The 16,752-nt window shown below is 72.6% G+C and carries 17 protein-coding genes; 6 read left to right on the top strand and 11 right to left on the bottom strand.

The window, feature by feature from the left end:
- Nucleotides 1-36: 36 nt before the first annotated feature.
- The 5 genes from ACIBST_RS14190 to ACIBST_RS14170 all read right to left on the bottom strand — a co-directional run bounded on the left by ACIBST_RS14190 (nucleotide 37) and on the right by ACIBST_RS14170 (nucleotide 4,205).
- Nucleotides 37-243 (bottom strand): hypothetical protein, encoded by a 207-nt coding sequence (locus ACIBST_RS14190; RefSeq protein WP_397171743.1) that lies wholly within the window; start codon nucleotides 241-243, stop codon nucleotides 37-39.
- 81 nt (nucleotides 244-324) lie between these two features.
- Entirely contained in the window at nucleotides 325-2,325 is a 2,001-nt protein-coding gene (locus ACIBST_RS14185; RefSeq protein ID WP_397171742.1) for a sensor histidine kinase, read from the bottom strand.
- Between the two features lie 96 nt (nucleotides 2,326-2,421).
- On the bottom strand, nucleotides 2,422-2,787 hold the full coding sequence (locus tag ACIBST_RS14180; RefSeq protein WP_397171740.1) for an antibiotic biosynthesis monooxygenase family protein: 366 nt from the start codon (nucleotides 2,785-2,787) through the stop codon (nucleotides 2,422-2,424).
- Nucleotides 2,788-2,868: 81 nt separating this feature from the next.
- A complete protein-coding gene (locus ACIBST_RS14175; RefSeq protein ID WP_397171739.1) occupies nucleotides 2,869-3,756 on the bottom strand; it encodes a TIGR03620 family F420-dependent LLM class oxidoreductase in 888 nt (295 codons plus the stop codon).
- 134 nt (nucleotides 3,757-3,890) lie between these two features.
- Entirely contained in the window at nucleotides 3,891-4,205 is a 315-nt protein-coding gene (locus ACIBST_RS14170; protein ID WP_397171738.1) for an ArsR/SmtB family transcription factor, read from the bottom strand.
- A gap of 208 nt (nucleotides 4,206-4,413) precedes the next feature.
- Here ACIBST_RS14170 and ACIBST_RS14165 point away from each other — a divergent pair, with 208 nt between their 5' ends.
- Nucleotides 4,414-5,637, top strand: coding sequence for a cytochrome P450 (locus ACIBST_RS14165; protein ID WP_397171736.1), 1,224 nt, complete (start codon nucleotides 4,414-4,416; stop codon nucleotides 5,635-5,637).
- Nucleotides 5,638-5,708: 71 nt separating this feature from the next.
- Nucleotides 5,709-6,374 (top strand): TetR/AcrR family transcriptional regulator, encoded by a 666-nt coding sequence (locus ACIBST_RS14160; RefSeq protein WP_397171735.1) that lies wholly within the window; start codon nucleotides 5,709-5,711, stop codon nucleotides 6,372-6,374.
- Here the strand turns inward: ACIBST_RS14160 and ACIBST_RS14155 are convergent.
- The gene (locus ACIBST_RS14155) at nucleotides 6,294-6,878 is read right to left on the bottom strand and encodes a phospholipase (RefSeq protein WP_397171733.1); all 585 of its coding nucleotides are present in this window, start codon (nucleotides 6,876-6,878) and stop codon (nucleotides 6,294-6,296) included. The genes ACIBST_RS14160 and ACIBST_RS14155 overlap by 81 nt on opposite strands.
- A 162-nt stretch (nucleotides 6,879-7,040) precedes the next feature.
- Nucleotides 7,041-7,565: a hypothetical protein gene (locus tag ACIBST_RS14150; protein WP_397171731.1), complete on the bottom strand. Its 525-nt coding sequence runs from the start codon at nucleotides 7,563-7,565 to the stop codon at nucleotides 7,041-7,043.
- A gap of 652 nt (nucleotides 7,566-8,217) precedes the next feature.
- On the opposite strand from ACIBST_RS14150, the gene ACIBST_RS14145 reads away from it, so the two are divergent.
- Nucleotides 8,218-8,712, top strand: coding sequence for a hypothetical protein (locus ACIBST_RS14145; protein WP_397171730.1), 495 nt, complete (start codon nucleotides 8,218-8,220; stop codon nucleotides 8,710-8,712).
- A gap of 24 nt (nucleotides 8,713-8,736) precedes the next feature.
- Here the strand turns inward: ACIBST_RS14145 and ACIBST_RS14140 are convergent, their stop codons facing one another.
- The 4 genes from ACIBST_RS14140 to ACIBST_RS14125 form a co-directional block, all read right to left on the bottom strand.
- The gene (locus ACIBST_RS14140) at nucleotides 8,737-9,207 is read right to left on the bottom strand and encodes a hypothetical protein (RefSeq protein ID WP_397171729.1); all 471 of its coding nucleotides are present in this window, start codon (nucleotides 9,205-9,207) and stop codon (nucleotides 8,737-8,739) included.
- 54 nt (nucleotides 9,208-9,261) lie between these two features.
- Nucleotides 9,262-10,512, bottom strand: coding sequence for an alpha/beta hydrolase (locus ACIBST_RS14135; RefSeq protein WP_397171728.1), 1,251 nt, complete (start codon nucleotides 10,510-10,512; stop codon nucleotides 9,262-9,264).
- A gap of 103 nt (nucleotides 10,513-10,615) precedes the next feature.
- Nucleotides 10,616-12,181 carry a sulfatase gene (locus ACIBST_RS14130; protein WP_397171726.1) on the bottom strand — a complete coding sequence of 522 codons (1,566 nt, stop codon included), beginning with the start codon at nucleotides 12,179-12,181 and terminating at the stop codon, nucleotides 10,616-10,618.
- 368 nt (nucleotides 12,182-12,549) lie between these two features.
- A complete protein-coding gene (locus ACIBST_RS14125) occupies nucleotides 12,550-13,122 on the bottom strand; it encodes a TetR/AcrR family transcriptional regulator (protein WP_397171724.1) in 573 nt (190 codons plus the stop codon).
- Nucleotides 13,123-13,217: 95 nt separating this feature from the next.
- Here ACIBST_RS14125 and ACIBST_RS14120 point away from each other — a divergent pair, with 95 nt between their 5' ends.
- From ACIBST_RS14120 to ACIBST_RS14110, 3 genes are all read left to right on the top strand, one after another.
- Nucleotides 13,218-13,628 (top strand): organic hydroperoxide resistance protein, encoded by a 411-nt coding sequence (locus ACIBST_RS14120; protein WP_397171722.1) that lies wholly within the window; start codon nucleotides 13,218-13,220, stop codon nucleotides 13,626-13,628.
- Nucleotides 13,629-13,698: 70 nt separating this feature from the next.
- A complete protein-coding gene (locus ACIBST_RS14115) occupies nucleotides 13,699-15,948 on the top strand; it encodes an immune inhibitor A domain-containing protein (RefSeq protein ID WP_397171720.1) in 2,250 nt (749 codons plus the stop codon).
- A 114-nt stretch (nucleotides 15,949-16,062) separates the two neighbouring features.
- A complete protein-coding gene (locus tag ACIBST_RS14110; protein ID WP_397171718.1) occupies nucleotides 16,063-16,737 on the top strand; it encodes a hypothetical protein in 675 nt (224 codons plus the stop codon).
- Nucleotides 16,738-16,752: the final 15 nt, after the last annotated feature.

Here is a 16,752-nt window from a genome sequence, read left to right as displayed (position 1 = left end):
GGGCAGTGCGCGGTCGCCCCGGGGGGAGGGCGAGCGTCAGCGGGCAGTGATGATGCCGCCGGGCAGCAGAGCGCCGAGGGTGGACGTGTCGTTCACCGCGTTGAGCACGTCCAGCACCGGCTGGAGCAGCGCGCCGACGGGCCCGCCGGCGGCCAGCGAGTCGGCCGCGGCCGGGGCGGTGAGCGCGACGGCCAGCAGCGCGCCACCGGCCACGGCGCAGGTGATACGGCCCATGAGCTTCATGGACACCTCCATGGGAGTTACCGAAAGTGATCGTCCAGCACTCTACGTGACAGGAGGAGGTCGGGCCGGTAAGGCGCACGGTCAGGGCTGGACCGGGAGCATGACCTCGACCGTGGTGCCCGTCCCCGGCGCGCCGCTGACCAGGCAGATGCCGCCCAGCTCGGCCGTGCGCTCGCGCATCGAGGTCAGGCCGACGCCGGAACGGTGCTCCGGCGGCAGGCCCCGGCCGTCGTCGGCGACCAGCAGGCGCAGCGCCCCCGGCTCGCGGCGCAGCTCGACCCGGACGCGGGTGGCCCGCGCGTGCCGCCGCACGTTCGTCAGCGCCTCCTGCGCGATGCGGTAGACGGCCACCTCGACGGCGGCCGGCAGGCCGGTCAGGTCGCCCTCGGCGATCACCTCGGCGGCGGGGCCGTCCGGCGCGGCCAGCGCCCGCACGGCGGCGGCCAGGCCCAGGTCGTCCAGGGCGGGCGGGCGCAGGCCGTGGACGAGCTGCCGCAGGTCGCCCGTGACGGCGTCCATGCCGGCACGCAGCTCGCGCAGCAGCCCGTCGGCCGCCTCCGGCGAGCTCTTCAGGCTGAGCCTGGCCATGTTGACGGTCATCGCCAGCCCGCTGAGCGTCTGGCCCAGGCCGTCGTGCAGGTCCCGGCGCAGCCTGCGGCGCTCCTCCTCGCGGGCGGCCAGCATGCGTTCGCGCGAACGTTGCAGGTCGGCGGCCAGGCGGACCGCGTGGGCCACGTCGGCCGCGTACGGGACCAGCGTGTCCAGCACCCGCTCGTCGTGCGCGGCGGGGAAGCGGCGCGCGGCGGGCGGCCCTACCAGGAGCCGGCCCACCCATTCGCCGTGCCAGATCAGGGGCACCTCGCGCGGTGAGTCGCCGAGCTGCCCGCGGTCCGTGCTGGCCACGCTGACCGGGTTGCCCGGCTCGCCGCTGGTCACCTCGACGGCGACGCCGCGTACCGCCAGGCCCTCGCGCAGCACGCCGATCACCGCCGCCAGCGCCTGCGCCGGATCGCCCCTGCGCACCTCCTGCGCCAGCCGCTCGGCCAGCACCCGCGGATCGCCCACCGGCCCGTAGAGCAGGCGGTCGACCGCGCGTTGCAGCGCCCGCCGCAACGGCTGGAAGAACGCGCCCGTGAGCAGCGCGGAGGCGAGCCCGGCGACCTGGTGGTAGCCCGACACCAGCAGGCTCGACAGCGTGGCCACCCCGAAGTAGACCCCGCCGACCACGGCCAGCAGCCCGGCGGCGACGAACGTCCGGCTGACGACGGTGTCGATGCCGTAGAGCCGGTAGCGGGTCACCGAGATCACCATCGACACGGGGATGACCGTCGCCCACCCGATCGACAACCAGTACAGCTCCGGCACGACCAGGCCGGCGAGCATGAAGACGATGTACCCGCCGAAGGAGAACAGCGGCCAGCCGATCTGCCGCCGCACGTCCGGGCCGGCCCGGCGGAAGCGCAGCAGCATCGACCACGCCGCCAGCGGCAGCGTCGCGAGGATCCCGGTCCAGGCCACCACCGTGACCACCGGCCAGATCGGCGCCAGCTCCGGGACCTGTAACGGATTGGGGATGACCGCGGGCAGCGGATAGCCCTCGGCCGGCGGGTCGGGACGCAGGAACATGTGGGCCAGCTCCACCGCGGTCGACACCGCGCCGAGCAGCACCACCAGACGCCAGCGCCGCGACGGCAGCCTGCCGTCGGGGGAGTACAGCGGCAGCAACATCTCCAGCAGCAGCCCGGACACCGCCCAGCCGACCTGCGCGGGGAACCTCAGCAGCCCCGCCAGCGCCAGATCCCCGCCCGCCGCGGCGGCCAGCATCGCCGACTGGCAGAACGTGTTGACCGCGCCGCCGAGACCGCCCGCGCACATCAGCCAGGCCAGCCTGAGCCGCGGCCGGTGCACGATGAGGAACGCGCTGAAGGCCGGGAAGGTGACCCCGGCCGCGGCCAGCGGGCTGAAGATCTCCGGCAGCCGCCACTGCGGCGGCAGCGCCGCGTACATCAGGAGCGCCGCGAGCACCAGCGCCGGCGAGAGCACGGCCATGACGACGGCGACCACCCGGGCTGCCCACGCCATCCGTCCCCGCCTTCCGGCTGCCGTTCCCGCCCGACCCTAGCGTGCCCGCGGAACGGTCCGCCATGAGCGGGCCCGCCGGCCCGATCGACCGGCGGGTCAGCGCAGCGACCGCAGCAGGGCGCCGCGGTCGAGGGCGTCGAGGGGCCACGTACGGGAGCGCAGGGCGCCCCGGTCGCGGTAGGCGCGCATGATCGCGACGTGCTCGGGCAACCGGACGAACCCCCGCAGATCCTCCTCGCTCCGCCACACCGACAGCGAGCCGACCCGGCGGCCGGCGAGGTCCGCCCAGAGCCACATGCCCACCGCGCCCGGCAGGCCGGGCCAGTGGCGGCTCAGGGACCGGCCGCTCCGGGCGATGCCGGGCAGGTCGAGCAGCCGCCGCATGCGGAAGTCCGTCAGGGCGGCGACCAGCGGCCCCGGCCGGTCGCTCTCGGGGCCGGGGATCCAGCGGGAGGTCAGCACGCGGCGCGCCGGCCGGTCTCGGATGTCATGCCGCCAAACTATATTAACGACCGATCGTTTGTATATCGCGGGGGATGGCGGTCAGGCGCGGCCGGGGGAGAGGGCACCGGCCAGCTCCCGCCAGTGGGGCATCGCCGTCCGGCCCGGCTCGATCCCGATCACCTGCACGGCGACGTGGTCGGCGCCCGCGTCCACGTGGGCGCGCAGCTTGCCGACGACGGTGTCCAGGTCGCCCCAGAAGACGAAGTCGTCCACCAGGCGGTCGCTGCCGCCGCCGGTGATCTCCTCCTCCGCGTACCCGAGCCGCCGGAACTTCGCCACGTTGTACGGCGTGCTCAGGTAGGGGCGCAGGTGCTCGCGGGCGGCGGCGCGGGCCTTGGCGGGGTCGGTCTCGAACAGCACCGGATGCTCGACGGCCAGGAACGCGTCCGGGCCGAGGAGCTGCCGTGACTCGGCGGTGTGCGCGACGTTGACGTGGTAGGTCTGGGCGCCCGCCGCGCGGTCGCGGGCCAGTTCGAGCATCTTGGGGCCGTACGCGGCCAGCAGGCGGCGCATGCCTGACTTCGGGGCCGGGTTGACGGTCTCCAGCTCGTCCAGCTCGTCCAGGTAGGCCCGCATGGCCGTCAGCGGGGTCGTCCCTGGACGGGGGGCGCCGCCGAAGCCGAGTCCGAGGACGTGCCGGTCGGGGTAGGCGTCGGCCAGCAGCAGGGCGGCGCCGTACGTCCACCTGGCCTCGCGGGCCCAGATCTGGGCGATGCCGTTCACGATGTGCATCCGCCGCGTGCACGACAGCAGGAAGCCGGCGTGCGTGAGCGCCTCGCGCCCGAGCAGCTCGGGCATCCAGAACGCCCGCCACCCCTGCTCCTCCAGCTCCTGGATCGACTCGCGCATCTGCGCGGCCGGCACGTGCTCGAAGTCGAACGTGTAGATCCCGAACGTGCCGAGGTCCAGGCCGTCGATGCTGCCCATGGGACGTCCCCTCGTCGTGTGTCGATACCTAGATGGATAGACATATCGCAAAATGTCGATACATGGAAACCGGGTGGCCTCCGGGAGGGAAGGGCGCGGCTTCTGCGGTGCGCGGCTTCTGCGGCGCGCGGCTTCTACAGTGTGCGGCCGAGTGTGGCGACGAGCTGGGCGATGCGCCGCTCGTCGCGCTTGTAGTGCGTCCACTTGCCCACGCGGGTGGCGCGGACCAGCCCCGCGCGCTGCAGCTCGCTCAGGTACGCCGACACCGTCGACTGCGCCAGCCCCACCCTGGCCTGGATGTGCGTCACGCAGACCCCGACCTCCACCGGGTCGGCGATCGCGCCCTCAAGGGAGAAGTGGCGCTCCGGCTCCCGCAACCACGACAGCAGTTGCAGCCGGGTCGGGTTCGCCAGCGCCCGCAACGCGTCGGACAGCTCGGAATCGGTCATAAGTGGAGCCTCCGCCATGGATGCCAGCATAGCGACGTATCGCGGTAATCCGATACGTGCCGGTTCGGTGGCCGGGAGGTCCCCCAAGGGGATGCAACGCGTCGGAAGATTTCCCGCACCCGAAGTAATCCATCCAGTCAAGACGATTGCCTCAAATAAGTCGATCGCCTTATATTCCGAAGTGTCGGGCTTTCAAGCTGGAGGACGCATGACCGCTGACGCGATCCCCGATTTCCCCTTCGACCGCCCCACGGCGCTGGAACCGCCCCCGCAACTCGCCGACCTGCGGGAGAAATGCCCCGTGGCCCACGTACGGCTGCCCAGCGGCGACGTGGCGGCCCTGGTCACCAGGTACGACGACGCCCGCGCCGTCATGGCCGACCCCCGCTTCAGCCGCAACCTCGCCCGCGAGGGCGCCGCCCGGCTGTCCACCACCGAGGACGGCGGCCTGTTCAACCGGCGCAAGGACGGCGCCGGCGACATCGGCGAGGGCGAGGGCCACATGCGGTGGCGACGCCTGCTGAGCCGCTGGTTCACCGCCAGGAAGATGGAGGTCTGGCGCCCCCGGGTCCAGGCCATGGCCGAGGACCTCCTCGACTCCATGCTGGCCAAGGGCTCCCCGGGCAACCTGTCGTCCGGCCTGGCCCTGCCCCTGCCGGTACGGGTCATCTGCGCGCTGGTCGGCGCGCCGAGCTCGGACCAGGACAAGTTCGCGCACTGGTCGCGCACGATGCTGACCCTGACCCGCAACACGCAGGAGGAGGTCGACACGGCCTACCGGGAGTTCAACGCGTACGTCTCGGACCTGATCGACCGCAACCGCGCCCACCCCGGCGACGACCTGCTCAGCGAGCTGACCCAGATCACCGACGCCGAGGACGGCAGGCTCAGCCAGGACGAGCTCATCGCCACCGTGCGCGGGCTGCTGCTGGCCGGCCATGAGACCACGTCCAACATGATCGCCATCATGACGGCGATGCTGCTGTCGGACCGGCGGCGCTACGAGGCCGTGATCGACGACCCCGACCTGATCCCGGGCACCGTGGAGGAGGTCCTGCGGCTGGACAGCACGTTGTCGGCCATCGGCGGCGTGCCCCGGTTCATCACCGAGGACGTCGAGCTGAGCGAGGTCACCGTGCCCGCCGGCAGCACGCTGATCCCCAACATCCCGGCGGCCAACCGCGACCCCGCCAAGTTCGCCGACCCCGACCGGTTCGACCCGCGCCGGGAGAACAGCAGCCAGCACCTCACCTTCGGCGCCGGCCGCCACTACTGCCTCGGCCAGCCGCTGGCCAGGCTGGAGCTGCAGGTCGTCCTGGGCCTGCTGGCACGGCGGCTGCCCGGCCTGCGGCTCCGCGACGACCCCGGCGAGCTGCGGCTGCGCACGGGCGGCCTGTCCGGCGGCCTCCAGGACGTGTGGGTCACCTGGTGACCCGATGACCTCCGCAGGCGGCATGGGATAGCGTTCGGGGACGGTGGTGGAAACGAGATCGAGGACCGGTCATGGACGTCAGTACGGCGGTCGCCGCGCCGTCTCCCCGCTCGATCCGGGCCAAGGACAGGATCATGCAGACCGCGGAGCGGCTCTACGCCGAGCACGGCTTCGCGCACGTGTCGATCAGGATGATCCGCGAGGCCGCGGGCCAGCGGAACAAGTCCGCCGTCCAATACCACTTCAGCACCCGTGACGAGCTGATCCACGCGATCCTGTCCCGTCACGCGGCCGCCGTCGACCGGCACCGCCTGCCGATGGTGGCCGCGCTGGAGGCGGCGGGCGAGGTGTCACTGCGCGACTGGATCACGTGCGCGATCGCGCCGAGCATCGAGCACCACATCGAGCTGGGCACCCCGTCCTGGTACGGGCGGTTCCTCGCCCAGGCCGTCGTGGAGCCGTCCCTGCGCGAGTACGCGGCGCGGGCGACGTTGAGCACGCCCTCGTTCCGCCGGCTGGAGCTGCTGCGCCCGCCCTCGATGCGCGACCTGGAGAGCGAGCTGTCCGAGCGGCAGGCGGCGATGATCCGGCTGCTCGTCGTGCACATGGGCGCCGAGCTGGAGGCCGACCTGGCGGCCGGCCACGTCGCCGCCGGTTCAGTCGAAGAATCCTGGCGCGCTCTGGGCGAACATCTTGTCACCGCCGTCTGCGGGCTCAGCGGCGCCCTGCTGTCGTAGAGCCTCCCTGTCCGGCACCCGCACGATCTCCCCGCCGGTGCCGCGCGGGGAGCCGTAGTGGCGGACCGCCTGGTAGTACAGCTTGGCCAGCGCGTTGCAGCTCGGCTGACGGAAGATCGAGTACTGGGTGCACACCTGCTTGAGGTCGAAGAAGAACGCCTTGTCGATGTGCTCCTTGTTCGCCGGGAAGTCGCCGACGGCCTGGTAGTTGCGGTAGCCGAAGTCGTGCCGCCGGCACGGGATCGAGAAGTCGAAGCCGAGCGGCTGGTCGGGGCTGCTCGTACAGCCGTCGCTCGACCAGTCGAAGTCGAAGTCGGACCACGACCCCTGGTCGGCCCAGGCGTCCCGCCAGGCCGCGGCGCTGGACGCGGTGGGTTGCGTGAATCCCGAGAGCGCGGCGAGCTTCTCCTCCAGCGTCACCGCCTGGGCCGGCGGCGCGACCGCGAGAACGGCGACCAGCGAGAGAGCGAGCGGGACCGGCGCCACGAGAGCCCGTCTGACCATGGGAACCTGCCTGTTTCGACCGGGACGGGAACATGTCATGGTCAGGTTCGCCCGCCGGCCCGCCGCGACCCGGGAATTCCGCGAAAACCAGTGGCAAAGGTCGTGTCCGGTTTCCGGCGGGAGAGGCCGGGCGCGGCCCCGTCCGGCGGTCGGGCGCGGGCGTCAGCCCAGGCCGTCGGCGCGGTTCATCTCCTCGGCCCGGTCCAGCGCCTCGGCCAGGGGCGGGACGTCCCAGACCGTGCGTTCGGCGTCCGTGGTGACGGGGTCGACGCGGTAGAGGGACCAGCGGCCGCCGATGTCGACGTACTGGGTGCCGTACCGCTGGGGCAGGCCCATCTGCAGCAGCCATCGGTCGAGGGCCGAGGCCGCCAGCCTGCGGGCGGGCCGGCAACCGGCGTCGGCCGCCCGCCGCGCCAGCTCGAAGGCCAGGTGGTAGTGCTCGGCCAGCCCGCCGTGCTGCATCACCGCGGCCAGGTGGTAGTAGTCGCCCGGCGAGCGCACCTCTCCGGCCGCGAACTTCTCCATGCACCGCGCCCGCCGGGCCGGGCCGCGCTCGCCGCCGTCGCCCGGCGCGTCGTCGCGCCGGTCGGCCTGGTCGCGTTCGAACAAGTCACGCAGCTCCGGATCGCCGGGCGCCTCGCGGTCGGGGTCGGCGAGCTTGGCGAGGATTTCCGGCAGGCTGAACATTTGGCTGCGCGGCGCGGCCGACCATCTGCGCGCCGCTCGCGCGCGGCCCTTTCCAGTACGGTTATCCGCCACGTCTGCCAGCGTGCCGGGACAACCCGGGGCGCGCAAGACGGCGCCACGCCGCAATATAGGGAAAATGTAGGGCCGTCGCCCGTTGACGCTTTATTGGGCCGGGGCGATGATGGCCGCGAAAGGGGCGCCCGCGCCTCCGCCGGAAATGAGGGAATGCGTGACCCTGCTTAAGGATGCGAATACTCGACGCCCCGGGACGCCCGCCGGCGTGCCCGCCGAGCGCCGGAACGCGGCCGTGAGCTGCGGGTTCTTGACGGGCGGTGGCAGGGGCTGAGCAGATGAAGCCCGCGCCCGGCGCCGCGGCGCTCCTGCGCGCCGCCCGGACCGAGTTCGCCGCCGAATTCCGGGCGCATGAATTCATGCCCTTCGGCCCGGAGGTCCCGTCCATTGACTCGGGGTGGTGCAGAATTCTAGAACGGTCATCGCCGGGAAGCGTTTCCGGTGCGACTGGTGATAACGCGCGGCGGATGCGCGTCGCGATATTACGCACAAGCCGCGCGGGCAAATGCCGCGGCCGCGCGGAGTGGACGTACGAGGAAGCGCGTGACATTCCGGGCCGGCCGCTCACGGGCGGCGCGGCATGAGCGATCTCGTCGCCTCCGCCGCCGACGCCCTGCGCGCGCTCGACGAGGCGCTGCTCGGCCTGCTGAAGGCGCTCCCGCCCGAGGACCCCGGCGCGCGGGCGGAGCTCCGGGCCGAGCTCGGACGGGCGGGCGTCACGGATGAGGTCGCCGGCCGCTGCCTGCGCGTCCTGCGGATGGTGCTGTCCGGCGAGCAGGCCCGCCCGAGCGACTGGATCGGGGTGACGGCGGTGTTCCAGTGCGGCTTCTGCGGCGCGGCGCCCGACCCCGCCGATCTCGTCGTCGGCAAGTCGGTCTCGATCTGCCTGGGATGCGCGCTGCTGGCGACGGCCGGGGCGATGCGGGGCGAGCGGGAGCCGGTGGAGCGGCCGTGCGCGTTCTGCGGCGCGCGGTCCGTGCCCGCCCACCTGGGCGGGGACGGCGACATGACGGTCTGCCGCGCCTGCGGCGAGCTGGTGCTCTACATCATCGCCAGCAAGAAGCGCGCCGACTGACGCCCCGGGACGGCGGGACGGGCGTCAGCCGCCCTGGGTGTAGATCGTCCGCCACCGCGAGCACCGGCCGACGGGCCGCGCGGCGTCGCCCCGGCACACCTGTACCCGGATCTGCAGCGCTCCGCCGACGTTCTTGCGGAAGGAGCCGGTGCCCGGCAGGCAGTTGTAGACGCCGTGCGTGCGCCAGCGGCCGTTGCTCCCGCTCTGGTACCTGATCAGGACCCACGAGCAGTCCTTGCCGCGGTCGTCGTCGAGGGTGCCGGTCACCGCCAGCCCCGACTGGCCGACCACGACCTTGCCCCGGGCGGTCGCCCGTCCGTCGGCCGAGTGCAGGGGGCCCCACCTCCAGCTCGCGGGATCGGCGGCGGTGCGGGCGGCGGTGTGGGCGGCGGTGTGGGCGGCGGTGCCGGCGGCGGCCGCCGTGCTCAGCGCGGTCAGCGTGAGGACGGCGGCGCCCAGGGCGGTCAGGACGCGGGCCGGAAGATGGTTCGTCACCGGTCCAGGACTACCGGCCGGTACTTGTGGCCGACTTGGAAGCGGGCTGGGGCGTCAGAGTGCGGGGCAGCGGGCGGGGGCGGTGCCGTAGGCGTACCGCAGGAAGTCGATCAGGTAGGCCGACCAGGCGTTCCAGTCGTGGCCGCCCCTGCTGTAGCAGTAGCGGTGGCCGACGCCGAGGCCGGTCAGCGTCGCGTCGAACTCGCTCGCGTACGCCCCGAGGATCGGCTCGCTGACGCCCGCGGCGTCGTCGCTCGCCCTGGTGTCGTAGCCGCACGCGGCGGGGGCGGGCTCGGCGCCGTCCGGGACGCGCGGGAGGCTCGCGCAGCCGCCGGCGTACAGGGCCAGCCGTCCGTCATAGGGGGCGTACCTGCCCTGGGTGACCAGGTCGGCGGGGTTGGCGGCGGGCCAGTCCTCGACCGTGCGGCCGTGGAAGACCGTGGTGGTGTGCGGGCCGAACAGGGTGTCCAGGCGGTAGCGGCGCTGGACCTCCTGGTCGAGGACGGGCAGCGGGCTGCCGTTGTCGTACTTGTTGACGCGGAACTCGCCCAGGTCGGTCAGCTCGATCGCCGCGCCCGACTGCCACATGGAGTCGGAGATCGTGCGCTGGGCGGGCCTGGCGCGCAGGTCGATGCCGGGCGAGAAGGCGCCGATCACCGAGAAGACGCCGGGGTGGGCCGCCGCGTACCGCAGCGTGCCGTAGCCGCCCATGGACAGGCCCGCAAGACCGCGTCCTGACCGGTCGGCGACGGTGTTGAAGTTGTCGTCGATCCACGGGATGAGCTGGTCGATGTGGTACGTCTCCCACTTCGGCGCGAAATATCCGTCCGTACGGCCGGCCCAGTCCGCGTACCAGCCGGTCATCCCGCCGGTCGGCATCACCACGATGCCGTCGAAGGAGCCCGCGGTGCGGACGAGGGAGACGAGGTCGGCCTTGGTGGTCCACGAGTCGTAGTTGTCGCCGCCGCCGTTGAGCAGGTAGAGCGCCCGGTAGGGGGTGGCGCGCGAGGGGTCGTAGCCCTTCGGCAGGTAGAGGCGGACGGTGATCGGGCGCGCCGGCGGGTCGATGACCGGGGTGCCGCCGGACGCCTGGAAGATCGCCGTCGAGGTCATCGTGACGTCCCGCAGCTCCGAGCCGTCGCTCTGCGGGCGACGCCGTACGTCGACGCAGGTGATGCCGTGGCCGTCGGGCCGGGGCAGCACCGCCTCGCATCCGGTCGTCCGTGTGGCCGCCTGCGCCACTCCTGGGCCTGCGATCGTGCCTGCGACCATCAGTAATCCGGCAAGGACGGACGTGAACCGCATCGCTCTCCTTCGGTTCGGGCTCCCGACCGCCCCAATGTACGGGGGGACCGGCGGCCGGCGCGTCAACCGCCGGACCGAAGGAGGTCAACTTCTGCCGTACGTCTCAGCGCAGGTGCGCGGCCGTCCAGCAGTCGGGCGCGCCGGGCCTGCCGCACGTCGTCAGCCCGCGCAGGACCCCGGCCAGGTACGCCGTCCGGGCGTTGCCGGGGTCGTTGGACTCCTGGCGGGGGTCGGTGACGGTGTTGTAGTACTCGGGCTTCGGGTCGTTCTCGTACTCGACGTACAGCTCTCCCGCGGTCCGCACGGCGTTGTAGGTGGGCGGCTGCGCGTTGCCCTGCCTCAGCCGGTCGGCGTCGGGGTCGGGCCTGCCGGGCGTCCGCGGGTCGGGCCTGACGTGCTCGACCAGCGCCGCCTGCCGCCAGCCGGCGACCTGCCGGCCCTGGACGAGGGGGAGCAGGCTGCGGCCGTCCCGGCTGTCGCGGATCGCCGGGTCGACGCCGGCCATGTCGAGGAAGGTCGCGAACAGGTCCACGTTCTGGGCGATGGCGCCGGTCACCCGCCGGTCGCGCTCTCCGGTGACCGGCCGCCTGACCAGCAGCGGGACCCGTACGTCGTGGTCGTAGGCGGTGGACTTGCCGCGGACCAGGCGGTGCTGGCCGAGGTGGAAGCCGTTGTCGCTGGCGAACACGACGTAGGTGTTGCGGCGCTCCGGCTCGGTGAGGGTGGACAGCACCCGTCCCACCATGTCGTCCACCGACTGGACCATGCGGATCCGGTCACGGAAGTCCTCGCGCAGCTCCTCGGCGCGCTTCGCCTCGATCGGGGCCCGGCGCACCCAGGAGGGCTTGTCGGCGGTGTCCTCGTCGAAGGAGGGCAGGGTGGTCACGTCGATGCCGTCGCAGTCGGGGCCGCCGCAGTCGCCGTGCGGGAACTCGCCGTCCGGGAAGCGGTCCTTCGGACGGTCGCGCGGCGCGGGCGGGAAACGCGGCTCGGTGTCGCCGGGCCTGACGTCCACCCGGTTGTGCGGGGAGAAGGGCGAGACCTGGAGGAAGAACGGCCGGCCGGGGGCGTGCTCGCGGGAGCGCTCGATGAAGCCGGTCGCCCGCTGGGCCAGCTCGTCCACCAGGTAGTCGCCCTTGGAGGGGGCGATCGGTCGCCGGTCGCCCGACTCCTCCCTGACGTAGCGGGTGAGCTGGTACCTGAACTCGTTGTAGCCGCCGCCCGCGGAGACGTGCCACTCGTCCCAGCCGTCCGGCACCTGGTAGCCGGGGCGGGCGGGGTACTCGTTGATGTATTTGCCCAGGTAGCCCGTGCGGTAGCCGGCCTGGTGGAGGGGGACGGCGTAGGTGCGGCCCTCGTGCCGGGCGAACGCCTCGTAGCCGCCGCGGTCGTAGCCCTGGTTGGTCCGTACGCCGGTGTTGTGGGGGAACTGGCCGGTGAACATCGAGGCGCGGGAGGGGCAGCAGAGGGAGTCGGACACGTAGTAGTCGGTGAACGTGGTGCCGCCCTCGGCGAGCCCGCGGACGGTGTCCATGTAGGGCAGCAGGTCGGCGGACAGGTCGTCCACCAGGAAGAAGATGATGTTCGGCCGGGCCGGGGTGGTGGCGGAGGCCGGGGGCGTGGGGGAGGCGATGAGCAGAGCGAGGATGGCGGCCACCGCCGCAGCCACACTTCTCCTGATATTTCGGGACAACGACATGACTGCCTCGTATGCGGTGGTAGGGGAGCAACGGCGCTGCCCACTAATACCAGACAAACTACCCACACAGCACAAAACCTCCCACACCTCCCCCACCCTCATCACCCAGCCCAACCGCCATCGGGGGTGAATGCCGCGGAAGAGGGGGCCGCGCGATGGCGAGCCGCGCGAGGAGAGGCCGCAGGAGGGGCCGCGCGAGGGGCGCGCGCGGGAGCGCGAAGGGCGCCGGGGGCGCGAAGGGCGCCGGGGGCGCGAAGGGCGCGGGGAGGTGGAAGGCGAGGGGGGGAGGGGGGCGAGGGGATGCTGTCGTCGTGCCGGAAGTGGGGTGGGGGCGGGGGTCAGGGGGTGAGGATGCGGGTCAGGGTTTCGTGGACGGTGGCGCGGACGGTGGCCGGGTCGTCCAGGTCGAAGCCCACCACCAGGCCGTCCCGGACCAGGAGGAGGATGTCGGCGGTGCGCTCGGCGTCGGCGCGGCCGTCGGCCGCCAGCAGGTCGCGGTACAGGTCGCGGTGCCAGCGCCGGTGCTCGGCGATGGCCTTCCGTACGGGATGCGCCGGATCCGGGTACTCGGCCGCCGTGTTGACGAACGGGCACCCGCGGTAACCCGGGCCGGACCCGAACTCGCACATGAACGCGAAGACGGCCGCCAGCGTCTCCCGGGGTGAGTCCGCGCGCAGCGTGTCGACCAGGGCCCGCTGCACCGCTCCCTGCTCGGCGATGTACGCCCGGACCAGCTCGTCCTTGCTCGGGAAGTGGTGGTAGAAGGTCGCCTTCGCGACGCCCGCCGCCGCGATGATCCGGTCGATCCCCACCGAGTGCACGCCCTCGGCGTAGAACAGCCGCGCCGCCGTCTCCAGGACCCGGGTGCGGGCCGGGCTCGGGCGGGGGTCCTTCACCGTCGCTGTGCTCACCCCTTGACGTTACCAGACAGACTTGTCTAGTCTCAGGCTCGACAAACCAGACAGACAGGTCTGTCTGGTGAAGGCCGAACGAAGGGCAACCGGTCATGAGCATGTACACCGCCATCGCCACCTCCGCGGGCCGCGACGGGCGCGCGGTCTCCTCCGACGGCAGGCTGGACGTCAAGCTGGCCCTGCAGAAGGAGCTGGGCGGAGACGGCGAGGGCACCAACCCCGAGCAGCTCTTCGCCGCCGGCTACGCCGCCTGCTTCGCCTCGGCCATGCGGCTGGTGGCCGGGCAGAAGCACATCGACGTCTCCGACGCCTCCGTCACGGCGGAGATCGGCCTGTCGCCCAACGGCGCGGGCGGGTTCCAGCTCGACGCCACGCTCCGCGTCGAGCTGCCCGACGACATCGCCCCCGAGGTCGCCCGCGAGCTGGTCGAGGCCACCCACCAGGTCTGCCCCTACTCCAACGCCACCCGCGGCAACATCCCGGTCGAGCTGATCGTCGAGTGACGGGATCCGCGCCCCGGAAGATCGGCCGGAGGTAGAGACGGGAGGCTTGGAGTGTGACATGTTACATGCCATGCGAATCACTCTCTCCGCGGCGGCCGCCCTCCTGGCGATCGCCGCGCTCGGCGTCCCTTCCGTCTCTGCTGCGGCGGAGACTGCGGCGGAGACCGCGGCGCCGCCCGTGAAGAAGGTGAGCAGGGAGATCTCCCCGCTCAGCCCGCAGCAACGCGAGCAGGCGGCGCTGCGCAGGCAGGCCGTCGAAGGCGTCTTATCCCCGGACGCGGCGGTGGCGGCCAAGGGGCGGCCCGGCCGCTCGGTCAAGGTCGGCCACCGCTACGTCGAGCTCGCCCAGGAACGCAAGGACCAGGTCTTCGTCGTCCTGGCCGAGTTCGGCGACAAGGTGGACAACGAGACGAAGATCGACGGCCAGATCAAGTACGGCGGCCAGCCCGGCCCCCGCCACAACGCGATCCCCGACCCGCGCGGCACCGACGACAACCACACCCTCTGGCGTCCCGACTTCGACCGCGCCTCCTACGCGAAGTCCTACTTCGCGACCGGCGGCAACTCCCTGCGCGACTACTACCGCCTCCAGTCCTCCGGCCGCTACGACCTCGACGGCTACGTCAGCGACTGGGTGCGCGTGCCGTACAACGAGGCCCGCTACGGCAGCGACCGGTGCGCCCCCGAGGAGGGCGGCATCTGCTGGAACAACTGGGACCTGGTGCGCGACTCGGCCAACGCCTGGTACGAGGCCGAGAAGGCCAAGGGCAGGACCACGGACCAGATCCGCGCCGAACTGGCCAAGTACGACGTCTGGGACCGCTACGACCACGACAACGACGGCGACTTCGACGAGCCCGACGGCTACCTGGACCACTACCAGGTCGTGCACGCCGGCGTGGACGAGACCTGGGGCGGCGGCGCGCAGGGCGCGGACGCCGTCTGGGCCCACCGCTACTTCGCCTACTGGCCCGAGCGCGGCCAGGCCGGCCCCGAGGGCAACCGCAACGGCGGCACCCAGATCGGCGACACCGGCATCTGGGTCGGCGACTACCTGACGGTCGGCGAGAACAGCGGCGTCGGCCTGACCGCCCACGAGTTCGGCCACGACCTCGGCCTGCCCGACCTGTACGCGGGCGGCGGGGACAACTCGGTCAACTTCTGGTCGCTGATGTCGTCCGGCTCCTACCTGAGCTCGCGGACCGGCCCGCTCGGCGAGTACGCCGGCGACCTGGACGCCTGGAGCAAGCTCCAGCTCGGCTGGCTGGCCTACGACCGGGCCCGCGCGGCCACCCCCTCCACGCACACCCTCGGCGTCGGCTCCTACAACACCCGCGATCCACAGGCGCTCGTGGTGGACCTGCCGGCGCGCGAGATCAGCACCCCGCTGGGCCGTCCGTACCAGGGGGAGTGGCAGTGGTGGAGCGGCAAGGGCGACAACCTTGAGCAGACGCTCACCCGGCAGATCGACCTGTCCCGGGCCACCGAGCCGACGCTCAAGGCGCACGCGGCCTACGCGATCGAGCAGGGCTACGACTTCCTGTACGCCGAGGTCTCCCGCGACGGCGCGGCCTGGACGCCGGTCGGGCAGCCGCTCACCGGAAGCTCCGACTGGCGGGAGATCGCCTACGACCTGAGCCCGTACGCGGGCGGCCGGATCTGGTTCCGCTTCCGCTACTCGACCGACTCCAACACCTCCGAGTCCGGCTTCCGGCTGGACGACGTCCAGGTGCCCGGCGTGTTCGCCGACGACGTCGAGCAGGGCGAGGGCGAGTGGACGGCGGTCGGCTTCGCCCGCAGCGGCGAGGTGGGCGTGCAGCGCTTCTCCCGGGCCTACCTCGCCGAGAACCGGCGCTACACCGGGTACAACGCCTACCTGCGGACCGGGCCGTACAACTTCGGGTGGACCGGCAGCCAGCGGGTCGAGCACTACCCGTACCAGCAGGGCGTGCTCATCTGGCTCTGGGACGCCTGGTACGGCGACAACACCACCCGCGACCACCCCGGCGAGGGCATGATCCTGCCCGTCGACGCCCGGCCCGAGCCGCTGCGCTGGGCCAGCGGGGCGGCGGCGGGGGCGCGGCTCCAGGTGTTCGACGCGCCGTTCGGCAACGCGCGCACGGACCGGCTCCGGCTGCACTCGGCGGGCGTTCCCGCCGTGTTCCCGGCGCGTCCGGGCGTCGCGGTGTTCGACGACCACCGTGGCGTCTACTGGCACCCGGATCTGCCGCAGCTCGGGGTGAAGGTGCCGGACACCGGCACCCGGATCGCCGTCCTGCGTGACGGCGACCGCGCGCTGGTGCGCGTCTCGGCGTCCTAGCGGCCGGTGCGGCCCGCGTGCGGGGACGCGGGCCGCAGGTCGATGGGTGTTTACGACCGTTTTAGGTGGTTCAGGGCAGGGTTGTGGTGTTGTATCCCATAGAGAGGAAAGATCATGACCTCTGGGCCTGACGGATTCGGCAAGGCGGAGACCCTGGAGAACGAACCGCCCAGGCGCCGATTCCCCCGCTCCGTACTGCTCGCCGCGACCACCGCGGTCGTCCTGGCCACCGGCGCCGGCGTGGCCGCCGCCTCGGCGCTCTCGCCGTCGCCGTCGCCGTCGCCTTCGCCCACCGGCCCGCCGCCGGCCGCCGGGAGCCCGTCGGCCGTCCCGTCGGGCTCGCCGTCCGACAAGGGACGCGGCTGGGGACGCGGCTTCGGCGGCCCGCCCGTCCACGGCGAGTTCGTCGTCCCCGACGGGCGGGGCGCGTACGTGACCGTGGCCACCCAGTACGGCGACGTCACCGCCGTCGGCCAGAACTCCGTCACGGTCAAGAGCGCGGACGGCTACACCAAGGAGTACGCCGTCGACGCCGGCACCCGGATCAACCGCGACCAGGGCATCGACGCGATCAAGGCCGGCCAGAAGGTCATGGTCAGCGCCAAGGTCACCGGCGGCACGGCCACCGCCGTCACCGTCCACGACGTGACCGCCCGCGAAGGCCGCGGCCGGCACCCCCACGGCGACGGCCACTGGGGCGACAGGAACGGCGACAGGGACGGCGGCAAGGGCGGCCCCCGGCACGGCGGCGACCACCAGCCGACGCCGGCGCCCAGCGCCACCTCCTGAGGGAAGCGCACCGGC

It is taken from the genome of Nonomuraea sp. NPDC049684 (assembly GCF_044465345.1).
Taxonomy (GTDB): domain Bacteria; phylum Actinomycetota; class Actinomycetes; order Streptosporangiales; family Streptosporangiaceae; genus Nonomuraea.
The sequence above is the reverse complement of the archived record's forward strand: the minus strand, read 5'-3'. Positions and strand labels throughout refer to the sequence as shown.